The organism is Photobacterium sp. TY1-4, from assembly GCF_025398175.1.
GTDB lineage: Bacteria > Pseudomonadota > Gammaproteobacteria > Enterobacterales > Vibrionaceae > Photobacterium.
Map to the genome: position 1 here is coordinate 3,259,286 of NZ_CP099734.1, position 16,249 is coordinate 3,275,534.

16 protein-coding genes are annotated in these 16,249 nt (G+C 55.5%); 4 read left to right on the top strand and 12 right to left on the bottom strand.

Going from position 1 to position 16,249, the window contains the following annotated elements; genetic code table 11:
- The first annotated feature begins 68 nt into the window (after positions 1–68).
- Entirely contained in the window at positions 69–488 is a 420-nt protein-coding gene (locus NH461_RS14990; protein WP_261601106.1) for a secondary thiamine-phosphate synthase enzyme YjbQ, read from the top strand.
- Here NH461_RS14990 and NH461_RS14995 read toward each other — a convergent pair.
- Positions 469–1,584, bottom strand: coding sequence for a GNAT family N-acetyltransferase/peptidase C39 family protein (locus NH461_RS14995; protein WP_261601107.1), 1,116 nt, complete (start codon positions 1,582–1,584; stop codon positions 469–471). The two genes, NH461_RS14990 and NH461_RS14995, sit on opposite strands and share 20 nt — an antisense overlap.
- 74 nt (positions 1,585–1,658) lie before the next feature.
- Here NH461_RS14995 and NH461_RS15000 point away from each other — a divergent pair, with 74 nt between their 5' ends.
- The gene (locus NH461_RS15000) at positions 1,659–3,125 is read left to right on the top strand and encodes a RimK family protein (protein WP_261601108.1); all 1,467 of its coding nucleotides are present in this window, start codon (positions 1,659–1,661) and stop codon (positions 3,123–3,125) included.
- A 223-nt stretch (positions 3,126–3,348) separates the two neighbouring features.
- Here the strand turns inward: NH461_RS15000 and alr are convergent, their stop codons facing one another.
- Positions 3,349–4,428 (bottom strand): alanine racemase, encoded by a 1,080-nt coding sequence (gene alr, locus NH461_RS15005; RefSeq protein ID WP_261601109.1) that lies wholly within the window; start codon positions 4,426–4,428, stop codon positions 3,349–3,351.
- Between the two features lie 22 nt (positions 4,429–4,450).
- The gene (locus NH461_RS15010) at positions 4,451–5,848 is read right to left on the bottom strand and encodes a replicative DNA helicase (protein ID WP_261601110.1); all 1,398 of its coding nucleotides are present in this window, start codon (positions 5,846–5,848) and stop codon (positions 4,451–4,453) included.
- Between the two features lie 239 nt (positions 5,849–6,087).
- Between NH461_RS15010 and NH461_RS15015 the strand changes: the two genes are divergently transcribed.
- Entirely contained in the window at positions 6,088–6,852 is a 765-nt protein-coding gene (locus NH461_RS15015) for a YdiY family protein (RefSeq protein ID WP_261601111.1), read from the top strand.
- 134 nt (positions 6,853–6,986) lie between these two features.
- Here the strand turns inward: NH461_RS15015 and rplI are convergent, their stop codons facing one another.
- The 7 genes from rplI to nsrR form a co-directional block, all read right to left on the bottom strand.
- Complete coding sequence (gene rplI, locus NH461_RS15020) at positions 6,987–7,439, bottom strand: 50S ribosomal protein L9 (RefSeq protein ID WP_261601112.1); 453 nt, start codon at positions 7,437–7,439, stop codon at positions 6,987–6,989.
- A 38-nt stretch (positions 7,440–7,477) separates the two neighbouring features.
- Positions 7,478–7,705: a 30S ribosomal protein S18 gene (gene rpsR / locus NH461_RS15025; protein ID WP_002539422.1), complete on the bottom strand. Its 228-nt coding sequence runs from the start codon at positions 7,703–7,705 to the stop codon at positions 7,478–7,480.
- A gap of 16 nt (positions 7,706–7,721) precedes the next feature.
- Positions 7,722–8,024, bottom strand: coding sequence for a primosomal replication protein N (gene priB, locus NH461_RS15030; protein ID WP_261601113.1), 303 nt, complete (start codon positions 8,022–8,024; stop codon positions 7,722–7,724).
- Between the two features lie 7 nt (positions 8,025–8,031).
- The gene (gene rpsF / locus NH461_RS15035) at positions 8,032–8,418 is read right to left on the bottom strand and encodes a 30S ribosomal protein S6 (RefSeq protein WP_261601114.1); all 387 of its coding nucleotides are present in this window, start codon (positions 8,416–8,418) and stop codon (positions 8,032–8,034) included.
- A gap of 238 nt (positions 8,419–8,656) precedes the next feature.
- A complete protein-coding gene (gene rlmB / locus NH461_RS15040) occupies positions 8,657–9,397 on the bottom strand; it encodes a 23S rRNA (guanosine(2251)-2'-O)-methyltransferase RlmB (protein ID WP_261601115.1) in 741 nt (246 codons plus the stop codon).
- A gap of 3 nt (positions 9,398–9,400) precedes the next feature.
- Complete coding sequence (gene rnr, locus NH461_RS15045; RefSeq protein ID WP_261601116.1) at positions 9,401–11,953, bottom strand: ribonuclease R; 2,553 nt, start codon at positions 11,951–11,953, stop codon at positions 9,401–9,403.
- A gap of 118 nt (positions 11,954–12,071) precedes the next feature.
- Entirely contained in the window at positions 12,072–12,503 is a 432-nt protein-coding gene (gene nsrR / locus NH461_RS15050) for a nitric oxide-sensing transcriptional repressor NsrR (protein WP_261601117.1), read from the bottom strand.
- Between the two features lie 113 nt (positions 12,504–12,616).
- On the opposite strand from nsrR, the gene hmpA reads away from it, so the two are divergent.
- On the top strand, positions 12,617–13,801 hold the full coding sequence (gene hmpA, locus NH461_RS15055; protein ID WP_261601118.1) for an NO-inducible flavohemoprotein: 1,185 nt from the start codon (positions 12,617–12,619) through the stop codon (positions 13,799–13,801).
- 196 nt (positions 13,802–13,997) lie between these two features.
- On the opposite strand, the gene motX is transcribed toward hmpA, so the two are convergent.
- Both motX and NH461_RS15065 read right to left on the bottom strand, forming a co-directional pair.
- A complete protein-coding gene (motX, locus tag NH461_RS15060; protein ID WP_261601119.1) occupies positions 13,998–14,624 on the bottom strand; it encodes a flagellar protein MotX in 627 nt (208 codons plus the stop codon).
- Positions 14,625–14,887: 263 nt separating this feature from the next.
- Positions 14,888–16,204 carry an adenylosuccinate synthase gene (locus NH461_RS15065; RefSeq protein ID WP_261601120.1) on the bottom strand — a complete coding sequence of 439 codons (1,317 nt, stop codon included), beginning with the start codon at positions 16,202–16,204 and terminating at the stop codon, positions 14,888–14,890.
- Positions 16,205–16,249 lie beyond the last annotated feature (45 nt).

Below are 16,249 nucleotides of genomic sequence, written 5' to 3' on the forward strand. Positions count from 1 at the left end.
GAAAAGCAGCGGATGAGTACCGTAATCATCTAAGATTACAGTCAGATGGTGACAATAAGGCAAAGACTATGTGGTTTCAGAAAACAATTCAACTTTCCGCCAAGTGCCGGGGCTTTCATCTCATCACCGATGAAATTGAACAACAAATTCCGGAAATCCAGGACTATCAGGTCGGCCTGGCCCACTGTTTTATCCAGCACACGTCCGCCAGCCTGACAATCAACGAAAACGCCGATCCGACCGTGCGCAGTGATATGGAGGCCCACTTCAACCGGGCCGTGCCGGAGCGAGCCCCCTATTACCGACACACATACGAAGGCGATGACGATATGCCAGCCCATATCAAAGCCTCAACCTTGGGGTGCAGCGTCTCGATCCCGATCCAGAACGGCCGCCTGGCTTTAGGCACTTGGCAGGGAATTTACCTCGGCGAACACCGCGACCACGGCGGCAGCCGCCGGGTGGTGATCACGCTCCAGGGGGCGTAACGGCCGGTGTGTCGGGCTGCAGTACCACGCAGGCGGTCTGTTTTTGCCGCCCGAAGCCCAGCACCTGACTCAGCCCGGCTTTGGTCAACGGGACATGGGCCCGGTGCCCGCTGTCCGCCCGATCTTCGGCAAAGGGATCATGGAAGAAAAAGAACTGCTCACTGACACCGGTGAGCAAAATCCAGTGCGGCTCCTTGCAGCCGTTAAACCGGTAAGTACTGATCAGCATCAGCAGGCAACAGCCCTGCCGTAGCCAGGCTTCAATCTGGGGCACCGACGGCATAGCTTCCACCACCGCCACGCCCGCGTCATCGAGCTGCTGACAAAAATCCTGGTGGACCAGCTCGATGATCTCTTTTTTCTTCGGATCCCTGACACTGTCGATAAACGGCGTAGACTGCGACTGTGCCCATAGCGCCACCCGGCAGCCCCGCCGGTTCGCCGCCAGCGCCAGCCCATGCCCACTACACCCACCATGGCCGGAAGCCATGAAAATCGTCGTGGCCTCCCGCCACAGCTGCATCTCCAGCTGGCGGCTGGGCTGATAATCCGGCTGCAGGTAGGCCAGGCTCATCATCAGGCAGGCCGGACCGCAGGTAAACGGTGTTGTCTGCACATACAAAGGCAACGGTAGCAGCCACTTTGACTCAACCGGGGTCAGGCGCTTTTGCATCCGGATGCCATCGGCCAGATCATCGTAGTAATGGATTAAGACTTTTAATGGTGAGTAACCGCATTTTTCATAGAGATTTCGCGCAGGAAGATTGTCATGACGCACTTCCAGCCTTAATGTATTGAAACCATTTTCCAGGGCCGCCGTTTCACAGGCAGCCAAGAGCTGCTGGGCCAGACGCCGGCCGCGAAAATCGGGATCGACGGCAAGGGAGTACAAACGCGCCAACTGGGTTCCCCGGTGAAACAACACCAGCCCATAGCCGGCGGTTCGGCCTTCTTCTTCCGCGAGAAACAAGACACTCTGAGGCGATTTGATAAACCGCCGCATCTGACGGGGCGAAATCCGATCCCCGTCGAAAAGCTGAGCCTCCAGAGTATTTAAGCTATCGAGATCATTAAGCTGCGCAGTACGGACTTTCATGGACGGATTCGCCTCTAGTGGACTGACTCGATTTAATCCCAAATTTAGCCACAAGGCTAGAGGTAAGCTTCGCGATGACGAAAGTTCTCATCATTACCGACAACGACAGTGACTGGCGGCAGTATTTTCCCTCAGACAGGGTCGTCACGGTCGATGCCTATTTACAGCAGGGCGCATTTTGCGACCAGAAGGCAACCCAAATCATCAACCTGTGCCGGGATTACGGCTATCTGAGCAGCGGCTATTATTGCTCGCTGATGGCCGAGGCCCGGGGACACCGGGTGATCCCCCGGATGATGACGATTACCGATCTGTCCCAGCCCTTCCTGCTGTCGGTGCCCTCCGATCAGCTGGAAAAAGCCTTCGCCGATCAGCAACTGCCGGTCGGGGCGCTGCTGGAAGAAAAAATCTACTTCGGCCGTGCAGCGGTGCCGGGATTTGCCAAAATTGCCCGTCGGCTGTTCGAGCACTTTATGATGCCGGTGATGAAGGTGAGTATCCGCCGGACGGAAACACACTGGCAGGTCGAGCAAATCACCCCGTTTCCGTTCCAGGACCTGACTGATCCGGAGCAGGATCAGTTTGCCGATGCGCTGGAGCGATTCTCCAACAAAGTCTGGCGTTCGCCCAAGCCCAGCAAGAACGCCCGTTATGATCTGGCGCTGCTGGTCGATCCGAGCGAGAAGATGCCGCCTTCCGACGGCCCGGCCCTGCAGCAGTTCAAGAAAGCGGCCAAACGGCTGGGCATGCGCCTACAAACCATCACCCCGGACGATCTGTCCCGGTTGGGGGAATTTGACGGCTTATTTATCCGGGCAACCACGAATATTGATAACTTCACCTACCGGTTTGCCAAAACCGCAGAGAAGCTGGGCCTGGTGGTGATGGACGATCCGGAGTCCATTATGAAATGTACCAACAAGGTCTTCCTGACCGAGTTGCTGCACCTGCACCATATTCCGGCGCCCAAGAGCGTGGTATTAAAGCGGTTCGACCCACACTGGCTGGCCTTGGCCGAAGCCGAGATCGGCTACCCCATGGTGCTGAAAGTGCCGGACGGGGCGTTTTCGGTCGGGGTGGTCAAGGTCAGCCATCGCGAGCAGTTGCTGAGCCAGATGGAGCACCTGTTTGCCCGCAGCACACTGATCCTGGCCCAGGAGTTCCTGCCGACCGATTACGACTGGCGGATCGGGGTGCTCAACCGCCAGCCGCTCTTTGCCTGTAAATATTACATGAGCCGCGGCCACTGGCAGATCTACCAGCACCATCAAAGCGGGCGGGTCAGCTCCGGCGGGTTTGAAACCCTGGATCTCAAGCAGGTGCCCAAAGCCGTAATCGATACCGCGCTGAAAGCTGCCAACCAGATCGGCAGCGGCCTGTATGGGGTAGACTTGAAGGAAGTGGATGGCCAGGTGCGGGTGATTGAAGTCAATGACAACCCGAGTATTGACCACCACGTGGAAGATGCGTTTCTCGGCGATCTGCTCTATGACCGGGTCATGACCGAGTTTCTGCGCCGGATCCAGCTGCGCGGGTTCTGAAGCGACATGTTTATGAAGCTGTGTATTTCTGAAGCCGGGCATTTCTGAGGCCGTGTGTTTCTGAAGCTGTGCATTGTTGAAACAATGCTTTGATAAAACAAGCGGTGATTCGACCGGCACGGCCTGATACAAAACCAACACCAACACCAACAAGGCGAGCCTGAGCTCGCCTTGTTATGTCGTCGGAATAATTTTGTTCTCGGGAGCTTCGCTATATCGCAACTTAGCTGTAGGCCATGGCCACCCGGGAAGTCAGCTTAGTCACCAACTCATAGGCGATGGTTCCGACATGCTCGGCCACCACTTCCGCCGGCAGGCCACGTCCCCATAAAATGGCTTCGTCACCGACCTGATCGGTGGCATCCGGCCCCAAATCGACCGTCAGCATATCCATCGACACCCGACCGGCAATCGGTACCCAGCGGCCATTAATCAGCACCGGCGTGCCATTGGGTGCCGAGCGCGGATAGCCGTCGCCGTAGCCGATGGCGACCACCCCGATTTTGGTATCCCGCTCACTGGTCCAGGTGCCGCCGTAGCCGACCTGCTCGCCTTGTTTCACCTGGCGCACCGCAATCACGCTGGACGCCAGGGTCATCACCGGCTTCATACCAAATGCTTGGGCCGAATGGCTTTCGTCCGCAAACGGCGAAATCCCGAACATAATGATCCCAGGACGGATCCAGTCGAGATGGCTGTGACGCCAGGCCAGGATCCCGGCGGAGTTTGCCAGGGAGCGTTCTCCGCGACACCCCTCCGTGAGGGCCATAAAAGTCTGGATTTGCGACTCCGTGACCGGATTTTCCAGTTCATCGGCACAGGCAAAGTGGCTCATGTAACGCAGCGGCTTCGCGACGTTCGGACAAGCATGGAGCCGTTCGACAAACTCGCGAAGTTCTTCCGGACGCACCCCGAGCCGATGCATACCGCTATCGATCTTCAGCCAGACCTTGACCGGTGCTTCCAGGCTCGCCAGCTCCAGCGCTTCGAGCTGCTCCGGGGTATGGACCACGGTCTGGATATTGTTGGTCACCAGAACCGGCAAATCGCCCGGGGCATAAAACCCTTCCATCAGCAAAATCGGCTGCACCACCCCGCAGGCCCGCAGGGACAGCGCTTCTTCAATTCGTGCCACACCGAAGCCGTCGACATCCGGCAGACTGGTCGCGACCTGCTGTAACCCGTGGCCATAGCCATTGGCTTTCACCATCGCCAGCAGTTTACTGGCCGGTGCCTGCTTGCGCAGCTGGCTGACGTTATGGCGCAGTGCCTGGGTATCGATATATGCGGTCGCGGCTTTCATGTACTGTCCTGTCACTTACAAGTTATTCATCATCAAAGGCCGGGCCGGCGTAGTTATCAAACCGGGAGAACTGGCCCTGGAAGGTCAAGCGTACAGAGCCGATGGGACCATTCCGCTGCTTACCGATGATGATTTCGGCAATGCCTTTCAGGGCACTGTCTTCGTGGTAAACCTCATCCCGGTAGATAAACATGATCAAGTCGGCATCCTGCTCGATCGCACCGGATTCACGCAAGTCCGAGTTGACCGGCCGCTTATCCGCCCGCTGCTCCAACGAGCGGTTCAGCTGCGACAGCGCCACCACCGGCACGTTGAGCTCTTTGGCCAGAGCTTTGAGCGAGCGCGAGATCTCGGCAATTTCCAGGGTCCGGTTATCCTGCAACCCCGGTACCCGCATCAGCTGCAGGTAGTCGACCATGATCATGCTCAGGCCGCCGTGGTCACGCGCCACCCGGCGCGCCCGGGAGCGCACTTCGGTCGGCGTCAGACCGGAGCTGTCATCGATATACATATTCTTCTTCTCCATCAGAATACCCATGGTCGATGAAATCCGGGCCCAGTCTTCGTCATCCAGTTGGCCGGTCCGGATTTTGGTCTGATCCACCCGGGACAGGGAGGCCAGCATACGCATCATGATCTGCTCTGCGGGCATCTCCAGCGAGAAGATCAGCACCGGCTTCTCCTGCTCCATCGCGGCGTTTTCACACAAGTTCATCGCAAAGGTGGTTTTACCCATCGACGGACGGGCCGCCACGATGATCAAGTCTGAGCCCTGCAAACCGGCGGTTTTCTTGTTGAGATCGGTAAACCCGGTCGACACCCCGGTCACCCCGTCCTGCGGCGACTGATACAGCAGCTCGATCCGCTCCAGAGTTTTCTCCAGCACACTGTCGACGTTCTGGGGGCCTTCATTTTCAGAGGTGCGCTGCTCGGCAATGGCAAAAACCTTACTCTCAGCCATATCAAGCAGATCTTCACTGGTGCGCCCTTGCGGGTCGTAACCGGCGTCGGCAATTTCGTTGGCCACCCCGATCATGTCGCGGATCAGCGCCCGCTCCCGGACGATGTCTGCATACGCCGAAATGTTCGCCGCCGAAGGGGTGTTTTTGGCTAGCTCTGCCAGATAGGCAAAACCGCCGACATCTTCCAGCTGATCACCCCGCTCCAGATGCTCCGACAGGGTGATCAAATCCAGTGGCTGACCGCCTTCAAGCAGCATCGCGGCACTTTCAAAAATCAGCCGGTGCGGCCGACTGTAGAAGTCTTTGGCAACGACCTTCTCCGCGACCGTATCCCACTTTTCATTGTCCAACATCAGACCGCCAAGAACGGACTGCTCTGCCTCCAACGAGTGGGGCGGCATCTTGATGGCGTCCATCTTCGAATCTTTCGGTTTATACGGTTTACTGTTTTCTGCCATAGGATTTGCGTGCTTACCGGGAACCAGACCGGGCATTATACCTTTTCATGCGGGCGCAATGTATCTATATCATGGGAAAAACATCGATCAACCGCGCCCCTTTCCTGTCATTGATTATGCCCTGCATCCTTCCCCCAGCGCGAGATTCCTCACATTTCCTGACGAAACGCTGACATTTCTCGGCTACACTCTGCGGCTTGCTTTCCACCCGATGAACATGAGCCACCGCCGGAGGATCCTTGGCAAGATATCTACTGACCTTATTGCTGCTTGCCAATGCGACTGCTTACGCCAACGATGAAGATCAACCCAAGCGACCGCGCTCTCCCTGGGCGAGCGAGCTGGAGCTGGGTTACCAGGCCCTGGGCGGGAACTCCGATTCCGAGTCGCTCAACGCCCGCGTCGGACTCACCTATGTCAAAAACCAGTACCGGCATACCACCGAGGCCAAGTATCTGCTGGCCGAGAAGGACGGCGAGGAAGACAAACGCAAGGGCCAGCTTGAGCTGCAAAGTGACAGAAAGATCAATGACAGTACCTATGTGCTGGGGAACGTCAGCTACATTGATGATCGCTACGGGCCATACTTCAGCGACTTTACCTTTTCGACCGGTCTGGGTTATCAGTTGTTGCGGCTGGAAACCTTTCAGATGGAAGTGGAAGCCGGCCCGGGCTACCGCCACCAGGAGCCGAATATCGACGAGATCGATGATGACGATATTATCGTGCCGATGACGGTCAACGAGCTGATCCTACGGGGCAATACCAAGTTTATCTGGAAACCTTCCAAGACCGTGGAAGTCGAAGGGCGAATCACCACCATTGCCGGCAACAGTAACAGCACCCTGGAAGCGGAGCTGAACCTGACCAGTGCCATCTCGGAACATATCGCCATCAAGCTGAGCAATACCCAGAAGCTCAACAGCTGGGTCCCGGACGGGCTGGATAAACGCGATTCCATCATGACTATCAACCTGCTGTTCCGGTTCGATCCCGTCCGTTAATCCTGCACACAAACCGCAAGCACACGTTCACCGAAGCGATCTCAGCTCTTCTGCCCGTTCGGCGACAAAAACCAATGCCCAGATAGCAAAAAACCAGCCCGAAGGCTGGTTTTCTGTTTCAACACCAAACGTTATTAGTCTTCTGCAACAACGTTCAGGTTGATTGTAGCGAACACGTCAGAGTGCAGCTGGATGCTGATCTCGAACTCGCCAGTTGTGCGCAGTGCACCTTCTGGTAAGCGAACTTCGCTCTTCGCTACTTCAACACCTGCCGCAGTGATTGCGTCAGCGATGTCACGAGTACCGATAGAACCGAACAGTTTACCTTCATCACCAGCTTTAGAAGCAAGAACAACTGCTTCCAGAGCGTTCAGTTTCTCAGCACGTGCTTGGGCAGCAGTCAGTTGCTCAGCAACTTTAGCTTCCAGCTCAGCACGACGAGCTTCGAACATCTCAACGTTAGCTTTAGTTGCCATCACAGCCTTACCTTGTGGGATAAGGAAGTTACGTGCAAAGCCCGCTTTCACGTTAACCTGATCGCCTAGGCCACCCAGGTTACCGATTTTATCAAGTAGAATAACTTGCATTATCTTGTCCTCTTAAACGTAATAGAAGCCGCTACCAATTACTGATGCTTGTCAGTGTATGGCAGAAGTGCTAGGTAACGAGAACGCTTGATAGCGCGAGCTAGCTGGCGCTGGTATTTAGCGCGAGTACCAGTGATACGGCTTGGTACGATTTTACCAGCTTCAGTGATGTAGTTTTTCAGAGTTGCTACGTCTTTGTAGTCAATCTCTTGTACGCCTTCTGCAGTGAAACGGCAGAATTTACGACGACGGAAGAAACGTGCCATGGGCTTATCTCCTGAACTAAATTTTTTCAATGTGATCGGCATGCAACACTAATTTCCCGATACCGTTCCGGCCGGTTTGGTAGGAGATAAATCCCGCTACCTTAATGTGGCTGCCGATAGCTAAATCTTGCGTGAGTGCTTGTTGACCTTGGCCACTGACCACCACGTTGATGTAGCAATACACCTGGCGGGGTAAATCAGCTTCCCGCTGAACCGAGCGATGCTCAAGCACAAAGTGACAATGAGGAATGCCCGCAGGGGACTGGCTTCGTTTGGGGTTTTTAGCGATAACGCCGGCCAACTCCAGACGATTGGTCATTTAACAATTACTCAGCTGCAGCTTCGCCTTCAGATTGTGCTTCTGCACGCTCTTCACGACGTGGGGCACGCTCTTCTTTAGCCTTCATCATTGGAGATGGCTCAGTGATAGCGCCTTTAGTGCGCATGATCATGTTACGGATCACAGCATCGTTGAAGCGGAAGTTAGACTCCAGCTCGTCAATTACAGACTGCTCAGCTTCAACGTTCATCAGAACGTAGTGTGCTTTGTGCAGTTTGTTGATTGGGTAAGCCAGTTGACGACGGCCCCAATCTTCCAGACGGTGAATCTGACCACCAGAATCTTTGATTGCACCAGTGTAGCGCTCGACCATGCCAGCAACTTGCTCGCTTTGATCTGGGTGCACCATGAATACGATTTCGTAATGACGCATGGGTTGCTCCTTACGGATTAATCAGCTTCTCTAATTGGCTCGGTCATCCAGGAGAAGCAAGGAACGAAAATAAAGAACCGAGAATTTGGAGGCAGAATAGTACAGAGAATGGGCAATCTTAGCAAGCTAATTTTATCCAAGATGATGAAGGCCAATGGCCATCACGGCAGTGGCCGAAAACAAACCGGCGCGGCTGCTCAGGCCGCGCCGGTTTTCATGCTGTTACCCTGCTTAACAATCAGGATGCCTGGCGTTGGCGTACCGCCTCAAACAGGCAGATCCCGGTCGCCACGGAGACGTTCAGGCTTGAGACCGAGCCGGCCATCGGGATTTTGATCAGATCGTCACAGGTTTCCCGGGTCAAGCGGCGCATGCCTTCCCCTTCCGCCCCCATCACAATCGCCAGCGGGCCGGTCAGCTTGCTCTGGTACAGATCATGTGTCGCTTCCCCGGCGGTGCCAACCACCCAGACCCCCTGCTCCTGCAGGCTGCGCAGGGTCCGGGCCAGGTTCGTCACCCGGATCAGCGGCACCACTTCAGCCGCCCCGCAGGCCACCTTGCTGGCCGTAGCGTTGAGCTGTGCCGAACGATCTTTCGGCACAATCACGGCCACGGCACCGGCTGCATCCGCGTTACGCAGACAGGCGCCCAGGTTGTGCGGGTCAGTCACGCCGTCCAGCACCAGCAGCAGCGGGTTCTCTTTCCCGGCCAGTACATCCTCGAGATCGTTCTCATTGTACTGCTTGCCCGGACGCACCCGGGCTACGATGCCCTGGTGCGACGCGCCTTTGACTTTATCATCCAGCGCCTTGCGGCCCGCCTGCTGAATGGTGATCCCTAGCTGTTGCAGCTCATTGAGGATCGGCAACAGACGCTCGTCCTGGCGCCCCTTGAGCACAAATACTTCAATGAAGCGTACAGGATCGGACGCTAATACAGCTTTCACGGCATGAATGCCGAAAATCATCTCATTACTCATCGGTTATTTCTTCTTCGCGGCCCGTTCTTTTTTACCGGCACGTTGTTTTTTCTTGCGCGCCTTGGTGGATTTTTTCTTCTTCCCCTTGGCACTTTTGTCGTCCGCTTTGTCGCCCGGCGCCTTGTCGCCTTCAACCCGTGGGATCGCCCCGGCTTTCAGCTTCTGGCGGATCGAGCGACGCTCGTTCTTGGCTTGACTGGTCGACTCTTGCGCTTCGCCTTCTTCCACCCGGTACACTTTCAGGCTCTGGCGCTTCAGCCCTTCAGCCTTGCGCATCCGCTGTTGCTGCTCACGCTTGTCCCGTTGCTTGGCAGTTTTGCCAGCGCCGCGCGGCTTGCGGGTACTGCCGACGATATCAAAGTCAATCTGGCGATCGTTGAGGTTGATCGAAGCAACCTTCACTTTCACCGTGTCGCCCAGACGATAAACCTGACCCGAGCTGTCGCCGATCAACCGCTGGCCAATCGGATCAAACTGATAGTAATCATTGGCCAGATTGGAGATATGCACCAAGCCATCAATGTTGAGTTCATTGAGGCGGACAAAGAAACCAAAACCGGTGACATTGGCAATCACACCGTCAAACTCATCACCGACATGATCCTGCATGTACTCACATTTGAGCCAGTCCGACACATCGCGGGTCGCATCATCCGCACGGCGCTCGGTCATCGAGCACTGCTCGCCCATGGTATCGATGTCATCGAACGAGTAGTGATAGCCACCGGTCGGGGTCCAGCGATCCTGGTTATTCCCGGCTTCTTTGGCGATCAGGTACTTGATGGCACGATGCAGCAGCAGATCCGGATAACGACGGATCGGCGAGGTGAAGTGGGCATACTGCTTCAGCGCCAGGCCGAAGTGGCCGATATTATCCCCCTGGTACACCGCCTGCTTCATCGAGCGCAGCAGCATGGTCTGGATCAACTCCTGATCCGCACGGCCGTGGATCAGATGCGCCAGCGCCGCATAATCTTTCGGCGATGGCTCCAGGCCGCCCGACAGCTGCAGGCCCAGCTCGCCCAGGAAGTCGCGGAAGCCGGTCAGACGCTCTTCACCCGGGGTGTCATGCACCCGGTACAGCGCCGGCTCTTTGGCTTTTTCCACCAGACGGGCCGAGGCGATGTTGGCCAGGATCATACACTCTTCGATGATCTTATGGGCGTCATTGCGCTCCGCCGGCACAATGCGGTCAATCTTGCGATCGGCATTGAAGATAAACTGGGTTTCCACCGTCTCGAACTCAATCGCGCCCCGCTCCTCACGGGACTGCTTGAGCGCCTTGTACATGCTGTACAGATCTTCTAAATGCGGGACCAGCGGCGCGTAACGCTCGCGCAGCTCTTCATCCCCTTCCAGCATTTTGCTGACTTTGGTGTAAGTCAGACGGGCGTGGGAATTCATCACCGCTTCATAATGTTTGAAGCCCGACAAACGGCCGCTTTCCGAAACGGTCATCTCACACACCATACACAGGCGATCGACCTGCGGGTTAAGCGAACACAGGCCGTTCGACAGCACTTCCGGCAGCATCGGGATCACCTGCGCCGGGAAATAGACCGAGTTGCCGCGCTTAATCGCTTCGTGATCCAGCGCCGAGCCCGGACGGACGTAGTAACTCACATCAGCAATCGCCACCCACAAGCGCCAGCCGCCGGACTTCTTGCGTTCACAATAGACAGCATCATCAAAGTCACGGGCATCTTCGCCATCAATGGTGACCAGCGGCAAATCGCGCAGATCAACCCGACCTTGCTTGGCCGATTCCGGCACTTCTTCACTCAGGCCTTTGATTTGCTTCTCGACTTCAGCCGGCCACTGATGCGGAATATCATAGGTGCGCAGGGCAATATCAATTTCCATCCCCGGCGCCATGCTCTCACCCAGCACTTCGACGATCTTACCGACCGCATTGTACTGGCGGGTCGCCCGCTGGGAAATTTCAACTACCACCACGTTCCCCATCCGGGCACCCATGCGCTGGTCGTTCGGGATCACGATATCCTGGGCAATCCGGGAATCATCCGGCACCACATAACCCATGCCGTCTTCGATAAAGAAACGGCCGACAATCTGGCCTTCGTACTGTTGCAGCACCCGGACCACCCGCCCTTCACGGCGGCCTTTTTTATCGGTTCCGGCGACTTGGGCCAGGATGTAATCGCCGTGGATCACCCCGCGCATCTGGTGATGCGGCAGCAGTAAATCATCTTCTTTGGCATGGCTGCCTTCCGGCCGGAGGAAACCGAAGCCGTCACGGTGGCCAATCACATGGCCTTTAATCAAATCCAGTCGCTCCGGCAGGGCATAGCATTGGCGACGGGTAAAAATCAGTTGGCCGTCGCGCTCCATAGCGCGCAGCCGGCGGCGTAAGCCTTCGTATTGATCATCCCCTTCCAGCTTCAGCTCGGTAAACAACTGATCCCGGCTGACCGGTGCGGTAAAACCGCGGATCACTTCCAGAAGCATCTCGCGGCTAGGGATAGGGTTTTCATAATTTTGTGCTTCGCGATCGCGAAAAGGATCGACCGGTAAATCGGTAGTACCTTTGGACATATGCAGATCCGTTTTGGCGAAAATAGTGAGTATCTCCGCCTTTGGGTGAACAGACGGGAGACAGGCTGGGCCTGTCGCCACGGAATAAAGCTAAGAAGTTATTGATTCGTTGTTACGATTATACGACAGGACGGTCCAGAAGGACACGAAGCGGTGGATTATCGGTCACCATGCTGGCCAGGGTATGTTTGTCCAGCTCAGCCAGAAATGCACTTCGCGCGGTATCCAGCACCCCTTTGAGGCGGCACGCCGGGGTAATATGACAAAAATCGTCACTACAATTGACGATCTGCAACGGTTCAATCGCCCGAACCACATCCCCGATCACGATTTGCTCTGCCGGCATCCCCAAACGGATCCCGCCATTTTTTCCCCGCACTGTCTCCACATAGCCCAACTGACCGAGCTTATTGATGATCTTCACCATGTGGTTACGGGATACGCTGTAGATATCTGTGACTTTCGAAATACTGGCCAACTCACCTTCCGGGAGGGTCGCCAGGTAAATCAGGGCCCGCAGGCCATAATCAGTAAAACTCGTTAGCTGCACAATAACTCCTCCTGCTGCCATTTTAATCTGGTTATTGACTAAAAGATACAGATCAGATACAACTTATAAGGTGCATTAAATATACAACTTTAAAAAGAGAAAGTCATTCAGCCATGATTAGCCAACAAACCATTGAAACCGTCAAAGCTACCGCACCGATCCTGGCCCAAACCGGCCCGGCCCTGACCGCCCATTTCTATGAGCGTATGTTCAGCCATAACCCTGAACTCAAAGATATTTTTAACATGAGCAACCAGCGCAACGGGGATCAGCGCGAAGCCCTGTTCAACGCGATTTGTGCTTATGCCAACAACATCGATAACCTGGCGGCCCTGCTACCAGCTGTTGAAAAAATTGCGCACAAGCACACCAGTTTTATGATCACCGCCGAGCAATATGCGATTGTCGGCGGCCATCTGCTGGCCACCATTGATGAGCTACTCGCACCGGGACAGGCGGTGCTGGATGCCTGGGGCGAAGCCTATGGTGTGCTGGCGAATGTTTTTATCCAGCGTGAAGAAGCGATCTATCAGGAAAATGAGCACAAACAAGGCGGCTGGCGCGGCACCCGCACCTTCACGCTGACTGAGAAGCAACGTGAGAGCGACACCATTACCAGCTTCGTGTTCAAACCGGTTGACGGCGAATCGGTCGCAACCTTCAAGCCAGGCCAGTACCTGGGGATCGCACTGCAACCCGCCGGTTTTGAGCACCAGGAAATCCGCCAGTACAGTCTCTCCGGCGCCCCTCATCCTGATCATTACCGCATTTCGGTCAAACGCGAGGCTGGCGGCAAGGTCTCCAGTTATCTCCACGATACGCTGCAAGTCGGCGATCGCGTTGAGCTGGCCCCGCCAGCCGGGGACTTTTTCCTTGACGTCACCCCACAAACCTCGGTTGCCCTGATCTCCGGTGGTGTCGGCCTCACTCCGACCCTGTCGATGCTGGAAAGCCTGCGCGATCATCAGGCGGACGTGCACTGGATCCACGCCACAGAAAACGGCGCCCAACACGCGTTTCGCCAGCATGTCCAACACCTGGCCGCGCAGTCAGCGCATATCGCGACCCATACCTGGTATCGCGAGCCACAAGCCGAGGATCGCCCGGCGGAAGATTTCCAGTATCAGGGCCTGGTCGACTTGTCCAAGCTGAGCGCAGCGCTTGACAACCCGGCCATGCATTACTATTTCTGCGGCCCGGTGGGCTTCATGCAGCATGTCGCCCGCCAGTTGCAGGCGATGGGGATCAGCGAAGAGCGCCTGCATTACGAGTGCTTCGGTCCGCACAAAGTGCTTTAATCACACAAAGTACGTTAACCACACAAAGTACTTGAACCGCACAATGCTTTAACCACGGCGGGGATCGCTCCGACACCGCTTGGTTCAGCTCCCCCAGAAACGCAAAAGAGAGGTCAATGACCTCTCTTTTTCGATTCTCGATTTGGCTTACGGCTTCACAGTGCAAAAATTTCTTCCGCATCGCCGCGATGACAGCTCACCAGAAGGTATCCCGGCGCTTGGCCCGGGCAATCACATTACCCGGCATCCGGGTTTCCAGGCTGGTGCGCAACCGGGTGATCTGGCGGTGTTTCTGGCGACTGGCGGTCACGGTGTTATATAACCAGCGATAGGCATCTTCAAAGTCCAGCGGGCTGCCATAGTCCCGGAGTAACAGCTCTGCCAGCTGGATCCGGGCATCCACATGCCCCATCGAGGCCGCTTCCCGTAAATACGGAATCGCACGTTCCTGATCCTGTTGCACCAGAGTGCCGGTGGCATAATAGCGCCCGAGTTGCTCCAATGCGGCCGGTGAGCCCTGATGCGCCGCTGACTGCATGTAATACACCCCCAGCTCCACATCCCGCTCGACACACACGCCCCAGGCCAGCATATCCCCGTACAGGAACTGATACGACGGTGACTCGACCCGGACTGCCCGGGCTTCAATATCCTGGACCAACTGGCAATCATCCGCCTTGACACGCTCCAAGTGCGTATTGTTTTCAAACAACCGGTTCAACTCATTGTCGCTATAAACGGGCACTGCATCACCGACATCTTCCAATGCATGCGCAGGTGTTGCAGCCAGCCATGTAAAAAGAAGCAGGGTATGCAGTTTCATGAAAACTTCTCTGTTGAACCGTAGTTACCTTATCGGCGGTTCGGGATCAGACTTTAATCACTTTATCAGAAATTCGGCAATTTTTTGCCACTATGCCGTGAATCCATGGCGAAAAATTTGACGCAACAATATCCGGCCAAGATTGGGAGCAACATCAAGCCGGATTTGCCAAATTACAGGCATAAAAAAACCAACCCCGCGGGGTTGGTTTTTTCCATCCGTCACCTGTCGGTGCGGCGTACATCAGGGATACCAGATGGCAATTAGTTGCCGTATGGGTGAACCTTGATAATCGTCTCGTTACGATCCGGACCAGTCGAGATAATGTCGATTGGTACACCGGTCAGCTGCTCGATACGCGCAATGTAATCCAGTGCAGCCTGCGGCAACGCGTCCAGTGACTTCGCACCAAAGGTGTTTTCAGACCAACCAGGCATCGTTTCGTAAATCAGCTCCAGATCTTCGTAAGCGTCAGCCGCCATTGGAGAAACTTCCAGAACCTTACCATCTTTGGTCTTATAACCCGTACAGATCTTGATTTCTTTCAGGCCATCCAAGACGTCGAGCTTGGTCAGGCAGAAACCTGAGATAGAGTTGATCTGAATGGCACGGCGCATCGCGACCGCATCAAACCAACCGGTACGACGAAGACGACCCGTCGTGGCACCAAATTCGTTACCGACTGTACCCAGGTGCTTACCAACAGGGTCTTGCTTCTCTTGACCGTCGTATAGCTCGGTCGGGAACGGACCCGCACCCACACGGGTACAGTAAGCTTTCGCGATACCCAGAATGTAACCCAGGTGACGCGGACCGAAACCAGATCCTGCCGCTACGCCGCCAGCAGTGGTGTTAGAAGACGTTACATATGGGTAAGTACCGTGGTCAATGTCCAGCAGCGTCCCTTGTGCACCTTCGAACATGATCTTGTCGCCACGCTGACGCGCGTCGTCCAGCTCTTGGGTCACGTCGATGATCATCGACGTCAGAATGTCTGCCTGTGCCATGACATCTTCCAGCACAGCTTCGTAGCTCACTGGCTCAGCATTGTAGTAATGCTCCAGTTGGAAGTTATGGAAGGCCATGACTTCTTTCAGTTTCTCAGCAAAGGCTTCTTTGTCCAGCAGGTCGCCAACACGCAAACCGCGACGGGCAACTTTATCTTCGTAGGCAGGACCGATACCACGGCCAGTGGTGCCGATGGCTTTCTTACCACGGGCAGCTTCGCGCGCTTGGTCCAGAGCGATATGATATGGCAGGATTAGCGGACAAGCTTCTGACAGGAACAGACGTTCGCGAACTGGGATACCACGCGCTTCCAGCGGGCCCATTTCTTTCATCAGGGCATCCGGAGAAAGCACCACACCGTTACCGATGATACATTTAACGTTGTCACGCAGGATACCGGATGGGATCAGGTGAAGAACAGTTTTCTCACCATCAATGACGAGGGTGTGACCCGCGTTGTGACCACCCTGGTAGCGCACAACATAATTAGCATCTTCGGTCAACAGATCAACGATCTTACCCTTGCCTTCGTCACCCCACTGGGTGCCAAGAACGACTACATTATTTGCCATCTTTCTTCGTCTATCAGTAGTTAAAAACCGATTCTAGCACCTTCA

Coding starts and splice junctions, on each gene's coding strand:
- NH461_RS14990 (WP_261601106.1), top strand. CDS start 69: ATGTGGTTTCAGAAAACAATTCAACTTTCCGCCAAGTGCCGGGGCTTT.
- rpsF (WP_261601114.1), bottom strand. CDS start 8,418: ATGCGTCATTACGAAATCGTATTCATGGTGCACCCAGATCAAAGCGAG.
- motX (WP_261601119.1), bottom strand. CDS start 14,624: ATGAAACTGCATACCCTGCTTCTTTTTACATGGCTGGCTGCAACACCT.
- alr (WP_261601109.1), bottom strand. CDS start 4,428: ATGAAAGCCGCGACCGCATATATCGATACCCAGGCACTGCGCCATAAC.
- rplI (WP_261601112.1), bottom strand. CDS start 7,439: ATGCAAGTTATTCTACTTGATAAAATCGGTAACCTGGGTGGCCTAGGC.
- NH461_RS14995 (WP_261601107.1), bottom strand. CDS start 1,584: ATGAAAGTCCGTACTGCGCAGCTTAATGATCTCGATAGCTTAAATACT.
- NH461_RS15010 (WP_261601110.1), bottom strand. CDS start 5,848: ATGGCAGAAAACAGTAAACCGTATAAACCGAAAGATTCGAAGATGGAC.
- rlmB (WP_261601115.1), bottom strand. CDS start 9,397: ATGAGTAATGAGATGATTTTCGGCATTCATGCCGTGAAAGCTGTATTA.
- rnr (WP_261601116.1), bottom strand. CDS start 11,953: ATGTCCAAAGGTACTACCGATTTACCGGTCGATCCTTTTCGCGATCGC.
- priB (WP_261601113.1), bottom strand. CDS start 8,024: ATGACCAATCGTCTGGAGTTGGCCGGCGTTATCGCTAAAAACCCCAAA.
- NH461_RS15000 (WP_261601108.1), top strand. CDS start 1,659: ATGACGAAAGTTCTCATCATTACCGACAACGACAGTGACTGGCGGCAG.
- rpsR (WP_002539422.1), bottom strand. CDS start 7,705: ATGGCACGTTTCTTCCGTCGTCGTAAATTCTGCCGTTTCACTGCAGAA.
- hmpA (WP_261601118.1), top strand. CDS start 12,617: ATGATTAGCCAACAAACCATTGAAACCGTCAAAGCTACCGCACCGATC.
- NH461_RS15065 (WP_261601120.1), bottom strand. CDS start 16,204: ATGGCAAATAATGTAGTCGTTCTTGGCACCCAGTGGGGTGACGAAGGC.